We start from the raw sequence: 21,568 nt of genomic DNA, 5'->3' as shown, positions 1-21,568 counted from the left end.
AAAAATAGGTGTTTAATTTGCGATACGAATTAATTTTTCACACACTCAGACTGCCAGTGAATTATCAACGGTATCTATCGTTCGTGACACAATAAAAACATAGTTTATGCACGAGCCTGAAAAAAGGGTCTCGTAGGGGGAATAGGATGAATATTTTAGGTTTTTTCCAGCGCCTAGGTAGGGCTTTGCAGCTCCCTATCGCCGTGCTACCGGTTGCAGCGCTGCTGCTGCGATTCGGGCAACCCGATCTTCTTAACGTACCGTTTATTGCCCAGGCTGGCGGTGCTATTTTTGACAACCTGGCGCTGATTTTCGCCATCGGTGTGGCATCAAGCTGGTCAAAAGACAGCGCGGGTGCCGCAGCGCTGGCAGGGGCAGTCGGTTATTTCATCCTGACGAAAGCGATGGTAACGATTAACCCAGAAATCAACATGGGCGTGCTGGCAGGTATCATTACCGGTCTGGTCGGCGGTGCTGTGTACAACCGTTGGGCAAACATTAAGCTGCCAGACTTCCTGAGTTTCTTTGGCGGCAAACGTTTCGTGCCGATCGCGACGGGCTTCTTCTGTCTGGTTCTGGCCGCTATCTTTGGCTACGTCTGGCCACCGGTACAGCATGCGATCCATGCGGGCGGTGAGTGGATTGTTTCAGCGGGTGCAGTGGGCTCAGGTATCTTTGGGTTTATCAACCGTCTGCTGATCCCAACCGGTCTGCATCAGGTGCTGAACACTATCGCATGGTTCCAGATTGGTGAGTTCACCAATGCTGCGGGCACCGTATTCCACGGCGATATTAACCGCTTCTACGCGGGTGACGGCACCGCAGGCATGTTCATGTCTGGCTTCTTCCCAATCATGATGTTTGGTCTGCCGGGCGCTGCGCTGGCGATGTACCTGGCTGCGCCAAAAGCGCGTCGCCCAATGGTTGGCGGCATGCTGCTGTCCGTTGCGATTACCGCGTTCCTGACCGGTGTAACCGAGCCGCTGGAATTCCTGTTCATGTTCCTGGCGCCGGTGCTGTACCTCATGCATGCGGTGCTTACCGGTATCAGCCTCTTTGTGGCGACCCTGCTGGGCATTCATGCTGGCTTCTCCTTCTCTGCAGGCGCGATCGACTACGTGTTGATGTACAACCTGCCGGCGGCAAGCAAGAACGTCTGGATGCTGGTGGTAATGGGTCTGGTCTTCTTCGTCATCTACTTCGTGCTGTTCACTGCGGTTATTCGTATGTTTAACCTCAAAACGCCGGGCCGTGAAGATACCAATGACGACGTTGTAACCAGCGAAGCCAACAGCAATACCGAAGAGGGTCTGACTCAACTGGCGACCAGCTATATCGCTGCCGTCGGGGGGACTGATAACCTGAAAGCCATTGATGCCTGCATCACCCGTCTGCGTCTGACGGTGGGTGACTCTGCACGCGTCAGCGACGCAATGTGTAAACGCCTTGGTGCATCGGGCGTGGTTAAACTGAACAAACAAACTATTCAGGTTATCGTGGGTGCCAAAGCGGAATCCATCGGTGACGAAATGAAGAAAGTGGTTGCCCGTGGCCCGGTCGCGGCGGCATCAGCCGACAGCGCGCCGGCGTCGACCGCTGCCCCGGTAGCGAAGCCGCAGGCCGTGCCTAACGCCGTGACGGTGGCCGCGCTGGTCTCTCCGGTAACGGGTGACGTGGTTGACCTTGAGCAGGTACCTGATGAAGCCTTCGCCAGCAAAGCGGTCGGTGACGGCGTCGCCGTGAAGCCAACGGATAAAACCGTTGTGTCTCCAGCTGCCGGTACCATCGTGAAAATCTTCAACACCAACCACGCGTTCTGCCTCGAAACGGAAAAAGGCGCGGAGATCGTTGTCCACATGGGTATCGATACCGTTGCGCTGAACGGCCAGGGCTTTACTCGCCTGGTGGAAGAGGGTGCAGAAGTAGTGGCTGGCCAGCCGATTCTGGAAATGGATCTGGACTTCCTGAACGCTAACGCGCGCTCGATGATAAGCCCGGTGGTGTGCAGCAATATCGACGACTTCAGCGGTCTGGTTATCCAGGCGAAAGGTCAGGTGGTTGCGGGTCAAACCCCGCTGTACGAGATTAAAGGCAAGTAATCGCTCCTGAGTAGAGTCATGCCTTAAGCGGCGGGGGATATCCTCCGCCGCTTTTTTTTGCAGCAAATGCCCCCATTATTTTCTTCAGAGACGTTTTAAGGGTTGTCACTACGTCCGGCTTATAAGATCATACGCCGTTATACGTTGTTTACGCTTTGAGGAATCCACGATGAGTGAGGCAGAAGCCCGCCCGAGTAACTTTATTCGTCAGATCATCGATGAAGATCTGGCCAGTGGTAAGCACACCACAATCCATACCCGTTTCCCGCCGGAGCCGAACGGCTACCTGCACATCGGGCATGCAAAATCTATCTGCCTGAACTTTGGCATTGCCCAGGACTACCAGGGCCAGTGCAACCTGCGTTTCGATGACACCAACCCAGTAAAAGAAGACATCGAATACGTTGAGTCCATTAAGAACGACGTACAGTGGCTGGGCTTCAACTGGTCTGGCGATATCTGCTACTCCTCTGACTATTTCGATCAGCTGTACGCCTATGCGGTAGAACTGATCAATAAAGGTCTGGCGTATGTCGACGAGCTGTCTGCTGACGAAATCCGCGAATACCGCGGTACGCTGACCGCGCCGGGCAAAAACAGCCCGTTCCGCGATCGCAGCGTGGAAGAGAACCTGGCGCTGTTTGAAAAAATGCGTGCCGGCGGCTTCGAGGAAGGCAAAGCGTGCCTGCGTGCCAAAATCGATATGGCGTCTCCGTTCATCGTGATGCGCGATCCGGTGCTGTATCGCATTAAGTTTGCGGAACACCACCAGACCGGTAACAAGTGGTGCATCTACCCGATGTACGACTTCACTCACTGCATCAGCGATGCGCTGGAAGGCATTACGCACTCTCTGTGTACGCTGGAGTTCCAGGACAACCGCCGTCTGTACGACTGGGTGCTGGATAACATCACCATTCCTGTGCATCCGCGTCAGTACGAGTTCTCTCGTCTGAATCTGGAATACACCGTGATGTCCAAGCGTAAGCTGAACCTGCTGGTGACCGACAAGCACGTTGAAGGCTGGGATGACCCGCGTATGCCGACCATCTCCGGCCTGCGCCGTCGTGGCTACACCTCCGCGTCTATCCGCGAGTTCTGCAAACGTATCGGTGTCACCAAGCAGGACAACACCATTGAGATCGCTTCTCTGGAATCCTGCATTCGTGAAGACCTGAACGAAAACGCCCCGCGCGCGATGGCGGTTATCGATCCGGTGAAACTGGTCATCGAAAACTATCCGCAGGGTGAAAGCGAGCTGGTCTCCATGCCTAACCATCCGAACAAACCGGAAATGGGAAGCCGTGATGTGCCGTTCAGCGGCGAGATCTGGATTGACCGCGCTGACTTCCGCGAAGAAGCCAACAAGCAGTACAAGCGTCTGGTGCTGGGCAAAGAGGTCCGTCTGCGTAATGCTTATGTGATCAAAGCCGAGCGCGTTGAGAAAGATGCGGAAGGTAACATCACCACCATCTTCTGTTCTTATGACGCTGAAACGCTGAGCAAAGATCCTGCTGACGGCCGTAAAGTGAAGGGCGTTATCCACTGGGTGAGCGCATCCCACGCGCTGCCGGTAGAAATTCGTCTGTACGATCGTCTTTTCAGCGTGCCTAACCCAGGTGCGGCGGAAGACTTCCTGGCGACCATCAACCCTGAGTCACTCGTTATCAGACAGGGTTACGCTGAGCCGTCCCTGAAAGCGGCTGAAGTGGGTAAAGCATTCCAGTTCGAGCGTGAAGGTTACTTCTGCCTGGACAGCCGTTACAGCACCGCAGAAAAACCGGTATTTAACCGCACCGTCGGCCTGCGTGACACCTGGGCTAAGATCGGCGAATAATATTGCTGCTCTGGTCAATGAGAGACAAACGCCGCTTATTGCGGCGTTTTTTTTATTTAATGATCATGGTATTAAGCCAGGGCCTAAAGATAAACCGCTAAAATATCTGGTCAATGAGGTGCTACTTATTTTTCTAAAAAAAGTTTGTATTTTTACGAAATACAAAAAGGCTGAAAAACATACGGCAAACACCTGCGCTATCCCCTGATATTTCTGATATTTCCCCGCCAATCCTCGCTCTCCTCTAAATGTTACAAAGCACTACTAATTATGTGCACTTCGTCATAATCCTGACTTTTGCCCACGGAAAAGCATTGATAATTCGCGTCGCGAAAAATAACCTAAAGGCGGTAGTTAATTCGAGGGTATTTCTAACTACCCCTGACCTTTTGGTCTTTTATATTTTCGCCGTTGAGGCGTTTTAATTCGTCAAAGAGGAATAATCTATGCGTACGTTCAGTGGCAAACGTAGTGCGCTGGCGCTGGCTATCGCCGGTGTGACAGCAATGTCGGGCCTGGTGGTGGCACCAGAGGCAAAAGCCGCAGGTTTCATCGAAGATTCTACACTCACGGGCGGTATTTATTACTGGCAGCGTGAGCGTGACCGTAAAGACGTCACTGAAGACAAATATAAAACCAACCTTTCGCACTCCACCTGGAACGCTAACCTGGACTTCCAGTCTGGCTATGCCGCAGATATGTTTGGTCTGGATATTGCTGCCTTCACCGCCATTGAAATGGCTGAAAACGGCGACAGCGGACACCCGAACGAAATCGCCTTCTCCTCCAGTAACAAAGCGTATAAAGAAGACTGGTCTGGCGATAAAAGCGGTGTCAGCCTGTACAAGGCAGCAGCGAAATTCAAATACGGCCCGGTCTGGGCGCGCGGGGGCTATATTCAGCCAACCGGTCAAACGCTGTTAGCGCCGCACTGGAGCTTTATGCCGGGTACCTATCAGGGCGCGGAAGCCGGGGCTAACTTTGACTACGGCGATGCGGGCGCGTTGAGCTTCTCCTATATGTGGACCAACGAGTACAAAGCGCCGTGGCACATTGAGATGGACAAGTTCTACCAGAACGATAAGAAAACCAAAGTTGATTACCTCCACTCGCTGGGCGCGAAATACGATTTCAAAAATGACCTGGTGCTGGAAGCCGCCTTTGGTCAGGCGGAAGGATATATTGACCAGTACTTTGCAAAAGCCAGCTACAAATTTGATGTTGTGGGCAGCCCGCTGAGCACCAGTTACCAGTTCTACGGTACCCGCGATAAAGCCAGCAATGGCACCGTTAACGATATCTATGACGGCACTGCATGGCTGCAGGCGCTGACCTTCGGCTACAAAGTGGGCCAGGTTGATTTACGTCTGGAAGGGACATGGGTGAAGGCAGAAGGGCAGCAGGGCTATTTCCTGCAGCGTATGACGCCAACCTACGCGTCCTCAAATGGTCGTCTCGATATCTGGTGGGATAACCGCTCCGACTTCAACGCCGATGGCGAAAAAGCCGTGTTCTTCGGTGCAATGTATGACCTGAAAAACTGGAACCTGCCGGGCTGGGCGGTGGGGGCATCTTACGCTTACGCCTGGGATGCAAAACCCGCGGATATGGCGACCCCGGACGCGTACTACGATCCAAACTACCGTCTGAAAGAGTCTTCGTACAGCCTGGATGCGATCTACACCCTGCAGGATGGACGTGCAAAAGGGACGATGTTCAAACTGCACTTCACGCAGTATGACAACCACTCCGATATCCCGAGCTACGCGGGCGGTTACGGCAACATCTTCCAGGATGAACGTGACGTGAAATTCATGGTTATCGCGCCATTCACTATCTTCTGATGAACACACCGGCGGGCGATGTCCCGCCGGTATGGAGACTGCACATGATGAAAAAAATCGTAATCGTCGCGCTGTTGGCATCAGGGCTGGTGGCGTGTGCTCAGACTGAGGCACCAAAAGAAGATTCCCGCCTGAAGGAGGCCTATAGCGCCTGTATCAATACGGCGGAAGGATCGCCGGAGAAAATCGAAGCCTGTCAGAGCGTGCTGAATGTGCTGAAGAAAGAGAAAGCGCATGAGCAGTTTGCAACGCAGGAAAACGTTCGCGTGATGGATTACCAGGCCTGCATTCAGGCGCGTAAAACCGGTAACGATCAGGAAGTGGCGAAGCGTTGCGACAAGATCTGGAACGAGATACGCAATAACAATAAATAAGTTGCTTTACGCCCGGTGGCGCTGCGCTTACCGAACCTACAAAGGTATGATAGCCCGTAGGTCCGGTAAGCGCAGCGCCACCGGGCTTTTTAACGCAAAAAAAAGCCAACCTTACGGCTGGCTCAGAGTATAAACACGATATTATTTCGCGTCGTGCGCGTGGTCGTCTTCGCGGCAATCGCCTTCAGCACAGTGGCCATACAGGTACAGGCTGTGGTTGGTCAGGCGAATGCCGTGACGTGCGGCGATTTCACGCTGGCGTGATTCGATGGAATCATCGCTGAATTCAATAACCTTGCCACAATCGAGGCAGATCAGGTGATCGTGATGGTGCTGCTGGGTCAGCTCGAAAACGGATTTGCCGCCTTCGAAGTTATGACGGGTAACAATGCCCGCGTCATCAAACTGGTTCAGCACGCGATACACGGTTGCCAGCCCAATCTCTTCACCCATGTCGATAAGACGTTTGTAGAGGTCTTCCGCACTGACATGGTGATTGTCTGGCCCCTGAAGCACTTCAAGGATTTTTAACCGAGGAAGCGTTACTTTCAGGCCAGCCTTCTTTAATGCGGTATTGTTGTCAGTCATGCGGAATCTGTCCTGTTGCTAAACGATTCACTTCTAAAGAAGAAGTGACAGAAAATGCACTTGGGATAATGCGTCTCATTATAGAACTGCCATGGCTAAATGAAAACTGCAAGTCTCAAGCAAAGTATGCTTATAAAAATGGGGTATCACCAACAAACTTGTTCGATGGCATCCACTTTTTACCAGGGGGATATTGTACAGGTCTGAGCGAGAAAGTTAAAAGTTTGTAGCAATTAATTTAATCGGTTTTACCTGGTAAACGGGCGCAACCGGAGTTGCGCCACCGGGAAATCAGGCGTTAAGAATGTCGTCGAGGTTCAGTTCTTCGCGAACCTGCTTAACCCATTTCTCAACGCGTTCAGCGGTCAGTTCCGGCTGACGGTCTTCGTCAATGGCCAGGCCGACAAAGTGGTCGTCGTCTGCCAGGCCTTTAGAGGCTTCAAAGTGGTAACCTGCCGTTGGCCAGTGGCCCACGATAGCAGCACCGCGCGGCTCAATAATGTCGCGGATGGTGCCCAGCGCGTCACAGAAGTATTCTGCGTAGTCTTCCTGGTCACCGCAACCGAACAGCGCGACCAGCTTACCGTTGAAATCAACTTCTTCCAGCGTTGGGAAGAAATCGTCCCAGTCACACTGCGCTTCACCGTAGTACCAGGTCGGGATACCCAGCAGCAGGATGTCATAGCCTTCGAGATCTTCTTTGCTGCTCTTGGCGATGTCGTGCACATCGGCAACGTCTTTACCGAGCTGTTTTTGAATGTTTTTTGCGATATTTTCGGTATTGCCGGTATCACTGCCGAAGAAAATGCCGATGATTGCCATGAGTAAAATAACCTCTTGAAACTTAATGGTATGGTGGCGCAATTTGTCCACGGATAAGGGCAATAATAGCAGAACTGGCAACCCTGCGGAAACAGCTATCGCGCAGGACTGCACTCTGTGCTACATGAAAAGGGTCATAAAGGGGATTTTCAGACTTATGCCTTGCTGCGCAATGTCTCAAGCTGGGTGATTAACATCTCTTCAATCAGCTCGCTGCGGCTGATGTTACGCGCCTCGGCCAGCTCATTGAGTGCATCGACAGCATCGGCGTTCAGCTTCAGTTCGACACGCTTAAGCCCACGATTTTTATCGCGTTTAAGCTGGTTGCGTTTATTAATACGCAGCTGTTCATCGCGCGAGAGCGGATTCGTTTTCGGTCGTCCCGGTCGACGCTCATTCGCGAACAGATCTAGTGTCGTACGGTCCGTTTGTTCTTTGGCCATGATTCTGAGACTTCGGGGGAAATACGCCGCCCTGCTAATGCCCGGGCGATAAGCGCGCCATCATACATCACCGAAAACGGCACGCCAACGACTGGAAGCCCACAACCTTCCAGTCGCTCTCTTTTTAATCAATTTGCAGTATCAGAGAGATAGCGACGAATGGCGCGCAGTACGGCGTCCGGTTTTTCGGCATGAACCCAGTGCCCGGCACCGGCAATCACATGGGCGCGAGCCTGCGGGAATTGGGCCAACAGCGTGTCGCGGTAGGCATCGGTAACGTACGGAGAGTTTCCGCCGCGAATAAAGAGGGTAGGGAGTGGCCACGCGGGCACGGTTTCCCAGCCCACGATGTTATTGTACTGCTCCCAGAGCACCGGCACGTTAAAACGCCATTGTCCGTCAACGAAGGACTTCAGCAGGAACTGCACGACGCCTTCCTCATCCAGATGCTCACGCATGACTGCTGCCGCCTGCTGGCGCGTCGCGACACCCGCTTCTGTGACCGCATTAATAGCGGCGAAAATCTCATCGTGACGGCGGACGTTGTAATCCACAGGCGCGACGTCAATGACAACCAGCCCGTTGATACGCTCTGGCGCAAGCGCCGTCAGGGCCATTACCGCTTTGCCACCCATGGAATGCCCGATCAGCGTTACCTTCTGCAGGCTATGTGCATCCAGCGTATCCAGCAGATCCTGCGCCATCGCCGCGTAGGTCATCTCGTCGGAACGCCCGGAAAGACCGTGATTGCGCATATCAACCTGTAAAATTTCGTGGTCGGAAACCAGATCGCGCGCCAGCACGCCCAGGTTATCGAGGCTACCAAACAGCCCGTGAACCAGTACGATGGGAGAATTATTGTTCGGCGATTGTGCAGATTGCGCTCGGGTATTCAATTTCATGGCAAAGTTCTTTTTTTACGTATGTCAGGTTAGGGTATCATGTTGACCATTCTGCCGCCCGGCTGCAAGGATCCAGTTTAATCTGACTTTTGCCGCCTGCCGGGTTTGACGCTATCCGCTGTTGGGATTTGACCTTATAATCCCAACGACTTGTATTCAGATAAGATATCGCACTGGATTAAGATGAAAACAATCGAAGTTGATGACGAACTCTATCAGTTTATTGCCAGCCAGACGCGGCATATCGGGGAGAGCGCGTCCGACATTTTACGGCGTATGCTTAAAATTTCCGCCGCCTCACAGCCTGCTACCCCTGTCACAAAAGATGTCGTGTCTCAGCCGAGCGTTGTTGCACAAGCAAAACCTGCCGTGATACCGGCAAAAGATAAAGTGCGCGCAGTACGTGAACTGCTGCTGTCTGATGAATACGCAGAGCAGAAAAAGGCGGTTAACCGCTTTATGCTGGTGCTGTCTACACTTCATTCACTGGATAACAAAGCGTTTGCTGAAGCGACCGAGTCGCTCCACGGTCGCACCCGCGTCTATTTCGCGGGCGACGAACAGACGCTGTTACAAAATGGCAATCAAACCAAACCTAAACATGTCCCTGGCACACCGTACTGGGTCATCACCAATACCAATACGGGCCGCAAGTGCAGCATGGTTGAACATATCATGCAGTCCATGCAGTTCCCGGCGGAATTGATTGAAAAGGTTTGCGGTACAATTTAACCCTTGCATCAAAAGGACCAGGCAATGGCAAATCACAGCCGTGCAGGCCAACCTGCACAACAAAGCGATTTGATTAACGTCGCTCAACTGACCGCGCAGTATTACGTGCTGAAGCCGGTCGTGGGCAACGCAGAACACGCAGTGAAGTTCGGCACATCTGGTCACCGCGGTAGCGCGGCGCGCCATAGCTTTAACGAACCGCACATTCTGGCCATTGCCCAGGCCATAGCGGAAGAGCGCGCCAAAAATGGCGTCACCGGTCCATGCTACGTGGGGAAAGATACTCACGCCCTGTCTGAACCCGCGTTTATTTCCGTACTGGAAGTGCTGGCAGCGAACGGTGTGGATGTGATTGTTCAGGAGAACAACGGTTTCACGCCAACGCCTGCGGTCTCTAACGCCATCCTCGTACACAACAAAAAAGGTGGCGCTCAGGCTGACGGTATCGTCATTACGCCATCTCATAATCCGCCAGACGACGGTGGCATTAAATACAACCCGCCTAACGGTGGCCCGGCAGACACCAACGTCACCAAAGTGGTGGAAGACCGTGCGAACGCCCTGTTAGCGGACGATCTGAAAGGCGTTAAACGTATCTCTCTGGATGCCGCCATGGCGTCCGGTCACGTGAAAGAGCAGGATCTGGTTCAGCCGTTCGTGGAAGGGCTGGCGGATATCGTCGATATGGCGGCTATCCAGAAAGCCGGTCTGAAGCTGGGCGTGGATCCGCTGGGCGGCTCCGGTATTGAATACTGGAAGCGCATTGCAGAGCATTACAGGCTGGATCTGACCATCGTGAACGATCACGTCGATCAGACCTTCCGCTTTATGCACCTCGATAAAGACGGCGCGATCCGCATGGACTGCTCCTCGGAGTGCGCAATGGCGGGCCTGCTGGCGCTGCGCGACAAATTCGATCTGGCGTTTGCTAACGACCCGGATTATGACCGTCACGGTATCGTCAACCCTGCAGGGCTGATGAACCCGAACCACTACCTGGCCGTCGCGATTAACTACCTGTTCCAGCACCGTCCGCAGTGGGGCAAAGAGGTGGCCGTCGGTAAGACGCTGGTTTCCTCCGCGATGATCGACCGCGTGGTCGAGGCGCTGGGCCGCAAGCTGGTAGAAGTGCCGGTGGGCTTCAAGTGGTTTGTTGACGGTCTTCACGACGGCAGCTTCGGCTTCGGCGGTGAAGAGAGCGCGGGCGCGTCCTTCCTGCGCTTCGACGGCACGCCGTGGTCAACCGATAAAGACGGCATCATCATGTGCCTGCTGGCGGCGGAAATCACCGCCGTCACCGGTAAAAACCCGCAGGAACATTACAACGATCTGGCGGCACGCTTTGGTGCACCAAGCTATAACCGCATTCAGGCTGGCGCGACCTCTGCACAGAAAGCAGCCCTGTCCAAACTCTCTCCGGAGATGGTCAGCGCAAGCACCCTGGCGGGCGACCCGATCACCGCACGTCTGACGGCGGCACCGGGCAACGGCGCGTCTATCGGTGGTCTGAAAGTGATGACCGAAAACGGCTGGTTCGCCGCGCGTCCATCCGGTACGGAAGATGCGTACAAAATCTATTGCGAAAGCTTCCTCGGCGCTGAGCACCGTCAGCAGATTGAGAAAGAGGCGGTAGAGATTGTCAGCGAAGTGTTGAAAAACGCGTAAGCGCGGTTCTGGTGCGGGCTGATGCCCTCACCCCAGCCCTCTCCCACAGGGAGAGGGAGAAAACACTAAAAACGGCAACCCTTGGGTTGCCGTTTTGCTTTTACCTAACTGTGCTTATTCTTCAATTCAAACCGTGGTGACACCAGACCGTACAGCGTCCAACCCATAAAGGTCACCATAGCGCCATACAGCATCGCTTCCTGGCCGGACGAGTAGAGCGCATAGAAGCTGTAGATTGCCCCAATCAGCGCCACGATATTCGCCGCGCGCGCCTTGCGTGGATCCACCTTCGCCACCTTCTGAATAATCACCAGCGCCGCCATCGACAGAATATACGGAATGATATTTGTCACGACCGCCAGGTTGACCAGCACGTTGAACTGGCTGTTCAGCGACGGGCTAATGGTCATCAGCGACAATCCGCTCTGGAAGATAACAATCGCCAGCATGCCCTGCACCGGCGCATCCGCTTTGGTCACGCGAGAGAAGATTTTTGGGAAGTAACCTTCATCAGCGGAGGATTTAAACACCTGCGCGATGGTGAACTGCCAGCCAAGGAGTGAACCGCAGCACGACATGACCATCAGACCCATAATCACTTTCCCGACTTCCGGCGTGAACATCTGCGCGAAGGCCAGCCCGAACGGCGCCGTAGAGTTGGCCAGATCCATATTCGGAACGATGCCCGCAATCACGTTCGTCGAAACGATATAGATCACCGCCGCGCCCAGCGTGCCGCCGAGGACCGCAATCGGCACGTTCTTCTCCGGATCCTCTACCACTTCCGCGTTCGCGCAGGCGGATTCCAGACCGAGGAAGGCCCACAGCGTCATGGCGATGGAGGAGCCAACTGCGGTAAAGAACGGTACGTGGTGCGGGTTCCAGGAGTTGGCGTACAGGGTCGGGCTGAACCAGAACCAGCCGATGATGCACAGGCCGACAACGGGAATAATCACGCCCCAGACGGTAATGCTGCTGAGCTGTCCGGTGATACGCGCGCCGCCAAAGTTGGCCACGGTGCAGATCCACAGCACGCCGATGGTGGCTAAACCAATCTGTACCGGGCTGAGCGTCGCGCCAAACAGCTCCGTGCCGTAGCCCACGGCGGAGATGGCAATCGCCACGTTGGCGATCAGCAGCGACACCCCGTAGGTGTAGTTGGCCATAAAGTTTCCGGACTTACCGAATGCGTATTCGGCATAGCCGCCCATTCCGCCTGACTTACGGCTGAACATCCCGCACTTGGCAAACGCCCACGCCAGCGCCATTGAGCCGACTGCCGTTACCAGCCAGGACATAATCGAAATGGTACCCACTTCTGCAAGCTTGGTGGGCAGCATGATAATTCCGGAGCCCATCATGTTCACCATGGTGAGGATGGTGAGCTGTACCACGCCCATCTTATTGGACTTGCTCATAATTTTTCTCCTTTCAGCAGAGATGGCTGAGCGGCGGGTTGTTTAATGACGTAGCAGCGAACCTGTTTTCGACCGTCACACTCCTCGACGTACACCCCCTGCAGCTCCGGCGCGAAGCCCGGCAGCAGGTTGATGCCTTCTTCCAGCGCGGTGAAGTAGCGCAGCACGGAGCCGCCCCAGACTTCACCTGGCACAACGCAAAGCACCCCCGGCGGATAAGGCAGGGCGCCTTCCGCTGCGATGCGGCCTTCCGCGTCGCGCAGTGAAACCAGCTCGACCTCACCACGCAGATAGGCATAGTTCGCCTCTTGCGGGTTCATCATGACGCGCGGGAAATGGGACTTGCGGAACATCTCTTTCTGCAGCTGCTTCACGTTGTGGCGGGCGTACAGGTCGTGCATCTCCTGGCAGATCTGGCGCAGGGTGTAACCGGCGTAACGCTCCGGATGCTGTTTGTAGAGAGAAGGCAGGACCTCCTTCAGCGGAACATCGCTCTCGAGCAGTTTTTCGAAGCGCACAAGCTGCGCCACCAGCTGCTGCAGTTTGCCCATATCCTCCGCAGGCGTGAGCAGGAAGAGGATCGAGTTGAGATCGCATTTCTCCGGCACGATGCCGTTTTCACGCAGGAAGTTGGCGAGGATAGTGGCGGGCACGCCGAAGTCCTCATATTCCCCGGTGCGGGCGTTGATGCCCGGCGTGGTCAGCAGCAGCTTGCACGGGTCGATAAAATACTGGTGCTCAGCGTAGCCTTCAAAGGCGTGCCAGCGTTCACCCGGCACGAAGTGGAAGAAACGCAGATCGGTCGCAATGTCCGCCGTGTCCCAGCTCTCCCACGGACGGCCATCCACCGTCTCCGGCACGAAGGGGCGCAGATACCGGCAGTTCTCCAGAATCAGCTTGCGCGCTTCGATACCGTTCACCACGCAGTCCATCCACATGTTGCGGCCGCTCTGGCCTTCGTGCATACGGGCGTTGATGTCCAGCGCGGCAAACAGCGGATAAAACGGGCTGGTGGAGGCGTGCATCATAAAGGCATTATTCAGCCGCTTATGCGGGACATAGCGCTGTTGCCCTTTGATATGGCTGTCTTTCTTGTGGATTTGCGAGGTTTGCGAGAAGCCGGCCTGCTGTTTATGCACGGACTGGGTGACCAGGATCCCCGGATCGTTTTCGTTCAGCTCCAGCAGCAGCGGAGAGCAGTCGGCCATCATCGGAATAAACTGCTCGTAGCCCACCCAGGCCGAGTCAAAGAGGATGTAATCACACAGGTGCCCAATCTTATCCACCACCTGACGGGCGTTATAGACGGTGCCATCATAGGTACCCAACTGGATCACCGCCAGACGGAACGGACGCGCATCGCGCGCGCGGCCCGGCGCCACCTCTGCCACCAGCTCGCGTAGATAACTCTCTTCAAAGCAGTGGGCGTCAATGCCACCAATGAAGCCGTACGGGTTACGCGCGGTTTCGAGATAGACCGGCGTTGCGCCTGCCTGGAGGAGGGCACCGTGATGGTTAGATTTGTGGTTGTTACGGTCGAACAGCACCAGGTCGCCCGGGGTGAGCAGGGCGTTAAGCACTACTTTGTTGGATGACGAGGTGCCATTCAGCACGAAGTAGGTCTTATCGGCATTAAAGACTTTTGCCGCATGCTGTTGGGCGATGCACGGCGCACCTTCATGAATGAGCAGATCGCCCATTGCGACGTCAGCGTTACACAGATCGGAGCGGAAAAGCGTCTCACCAAAGAAATCAACGAACTGATTGCCGGCTGGATGGCGGCGGAAGAACTGTCCTCCCTGATGCCCCGGGCAGTCGAACGCGCTGTTGCCCTGTTTGACGTAATCGACCAGGGCGCGGAAGAACGGTGGACGAAGCTGGGTTTCGTACTTCAGTGCAGCCGCTTCCAGCTGGCGTCCATAAAAATCGTTGCTGGTGTCTGAATACTCAAATACGCCATGAATGCGCGATAAATAGTCTGCCGGAATGAATTCTTCTTTGTGCGTCGCGACAAAAACAGGAATGCCAAAACCGGTGGCTTCTATTTCGTCCAGAATACCGCTGGCAATATCCGTGACCGCCAGAACAATGGCGGCAACATCAATATAATCAGAAGCGCGGACATCCACCAGTTCACGCTGGGTAGTAAAGCAATCCGGACATGCACGGCTGGCTGCGATTTTTAAACTTTTCATCTTTCTCTCTTTATTTTAGGTAATAATCGTCCCTCGATTTCTTGCAAGAAAGAAATCGATAATTTTCCGGAAAAAAAGCAAAGGGTGACCGCTGATTAAAATCAGTAAATTGCTTTTTTGATGATTGAAATTCAGTCCGCCCGGTGCGGATGAGTCTGAATCAAGATGAATGAGCGCACGAGGTCACAGGCAATAGTCTGTAAAATAAGGTGTTTCAGGATAGCCTGTAAGCGAGTGCGCCAGAAGTCGAAGGACTACCGGGCGTTAAAGAGATGAAAGTCAAAGCAGTTTCGGTGGGCAAACATCATGATATGTGTTGTCCGCCTTATATGGGGCATTAAACGATTGTTGTTTTCCATGTTTCATTTTCCTTTCAGTAATTGAAAGCATGGTCATTTTATCCAGGAAATGGCGATTAACTGTGAAGGAGATCACCGTTAACCGATCATTTCACAAATAATTAGTCGTTTTTGATGAATAACGCAGATCAAAATGCTGTTTTGTTGATGATGTGTTAATGTTGTGTTTGTTTGGTGTTTTTATTGGGCGGAAATAATCCGTAAAATAACGGTTGGATTATTTTTAAGGCTATTTTGGAAGGTGGTTTTCTTTATTTGAAATTAATTTGAATAGTTATTCACATCATAAACCGATAACCGATACCGGTTTCAGTTAATAAATGGCGAGGGCGCGCGGGGTCAACTTCAAGTTTTTGACGAAGGTGTCCCATATAAATGCGTAAATAGTGACTATGCTCGACGGCATTGGGTCCCCAGACCTGACTTAACAGCTGGCGCTTAGTCAGCACCTTGCCATGATTGTTGAGCAAAACGGCAAGCAGACGAAACTCGATAGGCGTGAGGTGGATCTCTTCCTCTGCCCGGGTGATGCGCCGGGCGGCAAGATCGACCAGAACGTCACCGAAGGTATACACCGGGTCGGAAGGCGTCGTTGCATTATGACGACGCAATGCGACGCGAAGCCGGGCCTGCAACTCACCAATGCCAAAGGGCTTGATAAGATAGTCGTCTGCGCCGGCATCCAGCGCGGCAATTTTATCCGCTTCTTCCGTTCGTGCAGAGAGCACCAGAATCGGCATTTGGCTCCACTGACGAACCTCACGGATAAAATCGATGCCATCCCCATCAGGTAGCCCCAAATCGAGGATCGTCAGATCCGGCTTGCGCGTCGCGGCCTCAATTAAGCCCCGTTGAAGCGTACCGGCTTCATGAACGCGCAGGCCGTCGGCTTCCAGCGCGGTACGCAGAAAACGGCTTATGGCGAGCTCATCTTCAACAATCAGGACGTTAATCACAAATCCTCTGGTAATTCATCAAGTTCTGGTGGGGTATCCAGTGGAAGTGTAACACAAAAATGTGCGCCGCCTTCCGGACGGTGCTCTGCCGAAATGGTGCCGCCATGCACGTCAATAATCGCTTCGCAAATAGCGAGACCCAGCCCAACGCCGGGGATCGCAGATTCCTTGTTACCGCGCGAAAATTTTTCGAAAATGGCCTTTTCCTGCCCGACCGGAATACCCGGCCCGGTATCCCAGACTTCCAGCTGCAGCGTTTGTGCCTTCACCGTGGCATTAATGCCAATCTGTGCTTTCGCTCCCGCATATTTAGCGGCGTTTTCTAACAGGTTAATCAGCGCGCGCTCGAACAGGGGGCCATCAACGTGAATTAGCGTCAGCGGTTCCGGCATGTTCAATGCGATATGGCGACCGCCCAGGCCGGGCTCCAGCATTTTCAGCGAGCTCCCGACGACCTCTTCCAGCGTAAGCCACTCTTTTTTGAGGTTAAACCCGCCAGACTGGATGCGCGCCATATCCAGCAGGTTATTCACCAGCCGTGTGGTATTCAGCACATGCTGGCGGATTTCGCTGGCCTGCATCGCATGTTTTGAACCTTCTGCAGCCAGGTCCAGCGTCAGGATCTCAGACTGACCGAACAGCACGGTAAGGGGGGTGCGTAGATCGTGAGAGAGCGCCGCCAGTAATGAATTTCGGATGCTTTCGCGCTCGCTTGCCAGCCGCGCCTGCTCTTCGCTGGCGGTGAGTGCCAGTCGTTCCAGCGCGCTGGCGACCAGCAGGGTGAAGGTTTCCAGTAAACGTTGCTGTTCGGGGATCATCAGCTGGCGCAGGTTGGTTGGCTCAACGATAACCAGCCCCTGATTTTTATCCGCACTGCGTAGCGGCAGGATCTGATAAGGCACGCCTGGCAGAGTGTCCGTTCCTGCGCCTGCGGGCAGCCCTTTATCAAAACTCCAGCGCGCGATGGCTTCATCCCAGGGCGTCATGCCGGAGGCGGAGGTGAGCGGACGAAGGTTGCCATGCTCGTCCGGGAGCAGGATAAGATTACTGGCGTTAAACGTAGAGCGAATAAATTGCTCGCTGGTCTGGACAATATCCAGCGGCGTGCGGCCGACTGCCAGCGATTTGGACATCTCATAGAGATGGCGCGTACGCTGCTCGCGATAGCGTGCAATACGCGCCTGATAGCGAACGCCCGCCGTAAGATTACCAATCACCAGCCCGACGGTGAGCATCACGCCAAAGGTGAGAATGTACTGCACGTCGGACACGGCAAGCGTTCCGCGCGGGGCAATGAAGAAAAGATCGAAGCTGACAACGTTGATGACCGTCGCCAGCACGGACGGCCAGCGTCCGAAGAAGAGCGCCACCACCACCACGCCGAGCAGGTAAATCATCACCAGGTTGGCGGCGTCGAAGGCGATCAGCCACTGGCTGGCAATCACGGTAATCAGGGCGCAGAGCACGACGGCGACAAGGCAGCCGCGGATCTGGATCCGCCATTTATCACCAAAGGCGCGGGCATCCGGCGCACGGTTGGGCAGGGGCGTGGGCTTGTCATCCAGCGCCACGATCACCAGATCCAGATCCGGCGCGCGGCGGGCCAGCTTGTCGGCGAAGGATTCGCGGCTAAACCAGCGGCGATGCTGGCGACGGCCAATGACGATTTTCCCCAGGTTGTGCTCGCGCGCGTAGCGCAGAATAGCTTTATCTTCCTGAGGATCGGAAAGGGTCGCGGTTTCGGCACCCAGCTCCTGCGCCAGGCGCAGCGAGCTGAGGATGGCGCGCCGCTGATGTTCGGGCAGAGCATGCAGCTGCGGCGTTTCGACATAGACCGCATGCCAGACGCTGCCAAATTTCGCCGCCAGGCGCGCGGCGGTGCGGATCAATTTCTCATTGCCGCTACCGTGCCCGATGCACAGCAGAATGGCATCCCGGGTGTGCCAGACGCGTTCCTGACCCTGCAGGTCGCGCCAGGCGCGCATCTGGTCATCCACGCGATCGGCGGTACGGCGCAGGGCGAGTTCGCGCAGGGCAATCAGGTTGCCTTTACGAAAGAAATGTTCGATGGCGCGCTCAGCCTGGCCTGCGATATACACTTTACCTTCGTGCAGGCGCTGGCGAAGGTCGTCCGGCGGCAGGTCGACCAGCACCACTTCATCTGCTGAATCAAAGAAGGGATCGGGCACCGTCTCGCGCACCTGAATGCCGGTCACGCCGCTCACCACGTCGTTCAGGCTCTCCAGATGCTGAACGTTCACGGTAGTGAAAACATCAATGCCCGCTTCCAGCAGCTCCTCGACATCCTGCCAGCGCTTTGGATGACGCGAGCCTGGTGCATTGCTGTGCGCCAGTTCGTCCATCAGGATAAGTGCAGGACGGCGGGCGAGGGCGGCATCGAGATCGAACTCCGTGACCAGCCGTCCACGATGGCTAATACGGCGTGGCGGCTGCGTGGCAAGTCCTTTCAACAGCGCCGCTGTCTCTTTACGTCCGTGGGTTTCCACCACGCCGATGAGAATATCGAGCCCCTGCGCCCGAAGCCGCTGGGCTTCCGTCAGCATGGCGAAGGTTTTCCCGACGCCCGCGCAGGCGCCGAAGAAAATTTTCAGTTTGCCACGATGGGCTTCAGCCGTCTGTTCGAGCAGCCTGTCCGGATCCGGGCGCATGGGCTCGTCGGTCATTTAGTTTTTCCTTAGCGCGTCCAGCGCCAGATTCAGCTCAACAATATTCACTACCGGCATGCCGATGAAGCTGACCAGCGGCTTTTGCGTATGCTCTGCGACCAGCTGGCTTACCTGTTCGACGGTCAGTTGACGGGCCGCGGCGACGCGCGGGATTTGCCATGCCACCGCCTGTGGCGTCAGGCTGTAGTCCAGCCCGCTGGCTGAGGTAGTGACCAGCTCTACGGGAACGTCACGGCTGGCCTGCGGGTTGGCGGCGCGCAGGGCGGCAACGCGTTCGGCAACGGCTTTATCCAGCTCCGGGTTGCTGCCCGCCAGGTTACTGCCGCCTGATGCCATCGGATTATACGGGCTTTCAGCGGTGGCGGAAGGGCGTCCCTGGAAGTAGCGGGCATCCGTAAAGTTCTGACCAATCAGGCGAGAACCGCGGTTTTCACCGTTTTGCAGTATCAGCGAGCCGTTAGCCTGATCCTTAAACCACCACTGGCCCAGCGCGGTGGTCACCAGCGGGTAAAGCCCGCCGGTAATAAGAGACAGCAGAATAAATAACAGTATAGCGGGACGTAACATCGTCATTTGATTCACCTTTTAGACCAGCCCGAACAGCGTCAGGAGCACGTCGATAACCTTAATACCAATAAAGGGCACAACCAGCCCGCCCAGACCGTAAATCCACAGGTTGCGGCGCAGCATGGCCGCCGCCGTCAGCGGCTTATAGCTCACCCCTTTCAGCGCCAGCGGGATCAGGAAGATAATGATCAGGGCGTTAAAGATAACTGCACTGAGAATGGCCGATGCCGGGGAGTGCAGGTGCATCACGTTCAGCGCGTTCAGCTGTGGATAGGTTGCCGCAAACGCCGCCGGAATGATGGCGAAATACTTTGCCACGTCGTTGGCGATACTGAACGTGGTCAGCGAACCGCGCGTCATCAGCATCTGCTTGCCGATGTGTACTACCTCAATCAGCTTGGTCGGGTTAGAGTCGAGGTCGACCATGTTGCCCGCCTCTTTTGCCGCCTGCGTGCCGGAGTTCATCGCCACCGCCACGTCTGCCTGCGCCAGGGCAGGGGCATCGTTGGTGCCGTCCCCGGTCATCGCCACCAGACGGCCCTCTGCCTGATACTGGCGGATCAGCGCCAGCTTCGCTTCCGGGGTCGCTTCGGAAAGGAAATCATCCACGCCCGCTTCGGCGGCAATGGCGGCAGCGGTCAGGCGGTTATCCCCGGTAATCATCACCGTTTTGATCCCCATTTTGCGCAGCTGAGCAAAACGCTCCTTGATGCCGCCCTTAACGATATCCTTCAGGGCAATCACGCCCAGCACGTTCGCGCCTTCCGCCACCACCAGCGGCGTGGCTCCCTGTCGGGCGACGCTTTCGACCAGTTTGTCTACTTCAGGCGGGAAGTGACCGTTGTTGGCCTCGATATGTCGACGGATGGCGTCAACGGAGCCTTTACGGATCATTCGGTCCTGAATGTTAATCCCGCTCATGCGGGTCTGCGCGGTGAAGGGGACGAAGGTGGCATGCAGGCTTTGCACGTCACGCTGGCGCAGGTTGAAACGCTGCTTAGCCAGAATCACGATGCTGCGGCCTTCCGGGGTTTCATCGGCCAGAGAGGAGAGCTGTGCGGCATCCGCGAGCGTTTTTTCATCCACGCCCGGCGCTGGCAAGAAATCAGAGGCCTGGCGGTTGCCGAGGGTGATGGTCCCGGTTTTATCCAGCAGCAGTACGTCGACGTCGCCGGCGGCTTCAACGGCGCGTCCGCTGGTGGCGATGACGTTCGCGCCCAGCATACGGCTCATCCCGGCGACACCGATAGCGGACAGCAGGCCGCCAATGGTGGTTGGGATCAGGCAGACCAGCAGCGCCACCAGTACGGTGATGCTGACCGCCGTGCCGCCATAGGCGGAGAACGGCCACAGCGTCGCGGTTGCCAGCAGGAAAACGATAGTCAGGGCGACCAGCAGAATGGTCAGGGCAATCTCGTTCGGCGTTTTGCGACGCTGCGCGCCCTCCACCATGGCGATCATCCGGTCAAGGAAGGTTTCACCCGGGTTAACGCTGCACTGGATCACCAGCCAGTCGGAGAGAATGCGCGTCCCGCCCGTGACGGAGGCGAAGTCACCGCCCGACTCTCGAATAACTGGCGCGGATTCCCCGGTAATGGCGCTTTCATCCACCGATGCACCCCCTTCGATAACTTCCCCGTCACAGGGAATAATGTCACCGGCCTCGACCAGCACCACGTCGCCTTTACGCAGTTCATCTGCCGGAACGTGGTCCATCTGCGCGCCGTATTTAGGTTCACGTAATTTGCGCGCGAAGGCGGTTTTTTTGACCCCTTTCAGGCTGTTAGCCTGTGCTTTACTGCGCCCTTCCGCCAGCGCCTCTGCGAAGTTGGCAAACAGCACGGTAAACCACAGCCACAGGCTGATGGCACCGGTAAAGAGTGCATTACCCGGCAGATGCCCCGTTCCCATCGCAACGGCCAGCGCGGTGGTGAGTAAACTCCCTATCCAGACGATAAACATCACCGGGTTGTGCCACTGCACGCGTGGGCTCAGTTTTTTCACCGCATCCATGAGGGCCTGACGAACTAACGTCGGTTCGAGCAGGGCCAGTTGTTTACGACTCATGACAAATTCTCCG

At 55.4% G+C, this 21,568-nt stretch carries 17 protein-coding genes; 6 read left to right on the top strand and 11 right to left on the bottom strand.

The window, feature by feature from the left end:
* Nucleotides 1-146 precede the first annotated feature (146 nt).
* From nagE to chiQ, 4 genes are all read left to right on the top strand, one after another.
* A complete protein-coding gene (gene nagE, locus KK102_RS06400; RefSeq protein ID WP_126544176.1) occupies nt 147-2,099 on the top strand; it encodes a PTS N-acetyl glucosamine transporter subunit IIABC in 1,953 nt (650 codons plus the stop codon).
* A 169-nt stretch (nt 2,100-2,268) separates the two neighbouring features.
* Nucleotides 2,269-3,936 carry a glutamine--tRNA ligase gene (gene glnS / locus KK102_RS06395; protein ID WP_216357214.1) on the top strand — a complete coding sequence of 556 codons (1,668 nt, stop codon included), beginning with the start codon at nt 2,269-2,271 and terminating at the stop codon, nt 3,934-3,936.
* A 446-nt stretch (nt 3,937-4,382) separates the two neighbouring features.
* Nucleotides 4,383-5,780: a chitoporin ChiP gene (chiP, locus tag KK102_RS06390; protein ID WP_216357213.1), complete on the top strand. Its 1,398-nt coding sequence runs from the start codon at nt 4,383-4,385 to the stop codon at nt 5,778-5,780.
* Between the two features lie 47 nt (nt 5,781-5,827).
* Entirely contained in the window at nt 5,828-6,154 is a 327-nt protein-coding gene (chiQ, locus tag KK102_RS06385) for a ChiQ/YbfN family lipoprotein (protein WP_126544235.1), read from the top strand.
* A gap of 141 nt (nt 6,155-6,295) precedes the next feature.
* Here the strand turns inward: chiQ and fur are convergent, their stop codons facing one another.
* The 4 genes from fur to ybfF all read right to left on the bottom strand — a co-directional run bounded on the left by fur (nt 6,296) and on the right by ybfF (nt 8,909).
* Entirely contained in the window at nt 6,296-6,742 is a 447-nt protein-coding gene (gene fur / locus KK102_RS06380) for a ferric iron uptake transcriptional regulator (protein WP_010428651.1), read from the bottom strand.
* A gap of 291 nt (nt 6,743-7,033) precedes the next feature.
* On the bottom strand, nt 7,034-7,564 hold the full coding sequence (fldA, locus tag KK102_RS06375; protein WP_003858653.1) for a flavodoxin FldA: 531 nt from the start codon (nt 7,562-7,564) through the stop codon (nt 7,034-7,036).
* 155 nt (nt 7,565-7,719) lie between these two features.
* On the bottom strand, nt 7,720-8,007 hold the full coding sequence (ybfE, locus tag KK102_RS06370) for a LexA regulated protein (protein WP_010428654.1): 288 nt from the start codon (nt 8,005-8,007) through the stop codon (nt 7,720-7,722).
* Between the two features lie 128 nt (nt 8,008-8,135).
* Nucleotides 8,136-8,909 carry an esterase gene (gene ybfF / locus KK102_RS06365; RefSeq protein WP_216357212.1) on the bottom strand — a complete coding sequence of 258 codons (774 nt, stop codon included), beginning with the start codon at nt 8,907-8,909 and terminating at the stop codon, nt 8,136-8,138.
* A gap of 183 nt (nt 8,910-9,092) precedes the next feature.
* Between ybfF and seqA the strand changes: the two genes are divergently transcribed.
* Entirely contained in the window at nt 9,093-9,641 is a 549-nt protein-coding gene (gene seqA / locus KK102_RS06360) for a replication initiation negative regulator SeqA (protein ID WP_010428659.1), read from the top strand.
* Nucleotides 9,642-9,665: 24 nt separating this feature from the next.
* Nucleotides 9,666-11,306, top strand: a complete 1,641-nt coding sequence (gene pgm / locus KK102_RS06355) for a phosphoglucomutase (alpha-D-glucose-1,6-bisphosphate-dependent) (RefSeq protein WP_216357211.1) — start codon at nt 9,666-9,668, stop codon at nt 11,304-11,306.
* Between the two features lie 104 nt (nt 11,307-11,410).
* Here the strand turns inward: pgm and potE are convergent, their stop codons facing one another.
* From potE to kdpB, 7 genes are all read right to left on the bottom strand, one after another.
* Entirely contained in the window at nt 11,411-12,724 is a 1,314-nt protein-coding gene (gene potE / locus KK102_RS06350; protein ID WP_216357210.1) for a putrescine-ornithine antiporter, read from the bottom strand.
* On the bottom strand, nt 12,721-14,919 hold the full coding sequence (gene speF, locus KK102_RS06345) for an ornithine decarboxylase SpeF (RefSeq protein WP_216357209.1): 2,199 nt from the start codon (nt 14,917-14,919) through the stop codon (nt 12,721-12,723). Before speF ends, potE begins: the two co-directional genes overlap by 4 nt.
* A 254-nt stretch (nt 14,920-15,173) precedes the next feature.
* On the bottom strand, nt 15,174-15,278 hold the full coding sequence (speFL, locus tag KK102_RS06340; protein WP_003858645.1) for a leader peptide SpeFL: 105 nt from the start codon (nt 15,276-15,278) through the stop codon (nt 15,174-15,176).
* 278 nt (nt 15,279-15,556) lie between these two features.
* Nucleotides 15,557-16,234 carry a two-component system response regulator KdpE gene (gene kdpE, locus KK102_RS06335; RefSeq protein WP_216357208.1) on the bottom strand — a complete coding sequence of 226 codons (678 nt, stop codon included), beginning with the start codon at nt 16,232-16,234 and terminating at the stop codon, nt 15,557-15,559.
* Nucleotides 16,231-18,918, bottom strand: a complete 2,688-nt coding sequence (gene kdpD / locus KK102_RS06330) for a two-component system sensor histidine kinase KdpD (protein ID WP_216357207.1) — start codon at nt 18,916-18,918, stop codon at nt 16,231-16,233. The genes kdpE and kdpD overlap by 4 nt, the downstream gene beginning before the upstream one ends.
* Nucleotides 18,919-19,494 (bottom strand): potassium-transporting ATPase subunit KdpC, encoded by a 576-nt coding sequence (gene kdpC / locus KK102_RS06325; protein WP_126544185.1) that lies wholly within the window; start codon nt 19,492-19,494, stop codon nt 18,919-18,921. It lies immediately after the preceding gene.
* 12 nt (nt 19,495-19,506) lie between these two features.
* Nucleotides 19,507-21,555, bottom strand: coding sequence for a potassium-transporting ATPase subunit KdpB (gene kdpB / locus KK102_RS06320; RefSeq protein WP_216357206.1), 2,049 nt, complete (start codon nt 21,553-21,555; stop codon nt 19,507-19,509).
* Between the last annotated feature and the right edge of the window lie 13 nt (nt 21,556-21,568).

It is taken from the genome of Enterobacter quasimori, assembly GCF_018597345.1.
Classification (GTDB): Bacteria; Pseudomonadota; Gammaproteobacteria; order Enterobacterales; family Enterobacteriaceae; genus Enterobacter; species Enterobacter mori.
The sequence above is the reverse complement of the archived record's forward strand: the minus strand, read 5'-3'. Positions and strand labels throughout refer to the sequence as shown.

Excerpts from the sequence above, each read along its gene's own strand:
- nagE (WP_126544176.1), top strand. The coding sequence starts at position 147 with ATGAATATTTTAGGTTTTTTCCAGCGCCTAGGTAGGGCTTTGCAGCTC.
- glnS (WP_216357214.1), top strand. The coding sequence starts at position 2,269 with ATGAGTGAGGCAGAAGCCCGCCCGAGTAACTTTATTCGTCAGATCATC.
- chiP (WP_216357213.1), top strand. The coding sequence starts at position 4,383 with ATGCGTACGTTCAGTGGCAAACGTAGTGCGCTGGCGCTGGCTATCGCC.
- chiQ (WP_126544235.1), top strand. The coding sequence starts at position 5,828 with ATGAAAAAAATCGTAATCGTCGCGCTGTTGGCATCAGGGCTGGTGGCG.
- fur (WP_010428651.1), bottom strand. The coding sequence starts at position 6,742 with ATGACTGACAACAATACCGCATTAAAGAAGGCTGGCCTGAAAGTAACG.
- fldA (WP_003858653.1), bottom strand. The coding sequence starts at position 7,564 with ATGGCAATCATCGGCATTTTCTTCGGCAGTGATACCGGCAATACCGAA.
- ybfE (WP_010428654.1), bottom strand. The coding sequence starts at position 8,007 with ATGGCCAAAGAACAAACGGACCGTACGACACTAGATCTGTTCGCGAAT.
- ybfF (WP_216357212.1), bottom strand. The coding sequence starts at position 8,909 with ATGAAATTGAATACCCGAGCGCAATCTGCACAATCGCCGAACAATAAT.
- seqA (WP_010428659.1), top strand. The coding sequence starts at position 9,093 with ATGAAAACAATCGAAGTTGATGACGAACTCTATCAGTTTATTGCCAGC.
- pgm (WP_216357211.1), top strand. The coding sequence starts at position 9,666 with ATGGCAAATCACAGCCGTGCAGGCCAACCTGCACAACAAAGCGATTTG.
- potE (WP_216357210.1), bottom strand. The coding sequence starts at position 12,724 with ATGAGCAAGTCCAATAAGATGGGCGTGGTACAGCTCACCATCCTCACC.
- speF (WP_216357209.1), bottom strand. The coding sequence starts at position 14,919 with ATGAAAAGTTTAAAAATCGCAGCCAGCCGTGCATGTCCGGATTGCTTT.
- speFL (WP_003858645.1), bottom strand. The coding sequence starts at position 15,278 with ATGGAAAACAACAATCGTTTAATGCCCCATATAAGGCGGACAACACAT.
- kdpD (WP_216357207.1), bottom strand. The coding sequence starts at position 18,918 with ATGACCGACGAGCCCATGCGCCCGGATCCGGACAGGCTGCTCGAACAG.
- kdpC (WP_126544185.1), bottom strand. The coding sequence starts at position 19,494 with ATGACGATGTTACGTCCCGCTATACTGTTATTTATTCTGCTGTCTCTT.
- kdpB (WP_216357206.1), bottom strand. The coding sequence starts at position 21,555 with ATGAGTCGTAAACAACTGGCCCTGCTCGAACCGACGTTAGTTCGTCAG.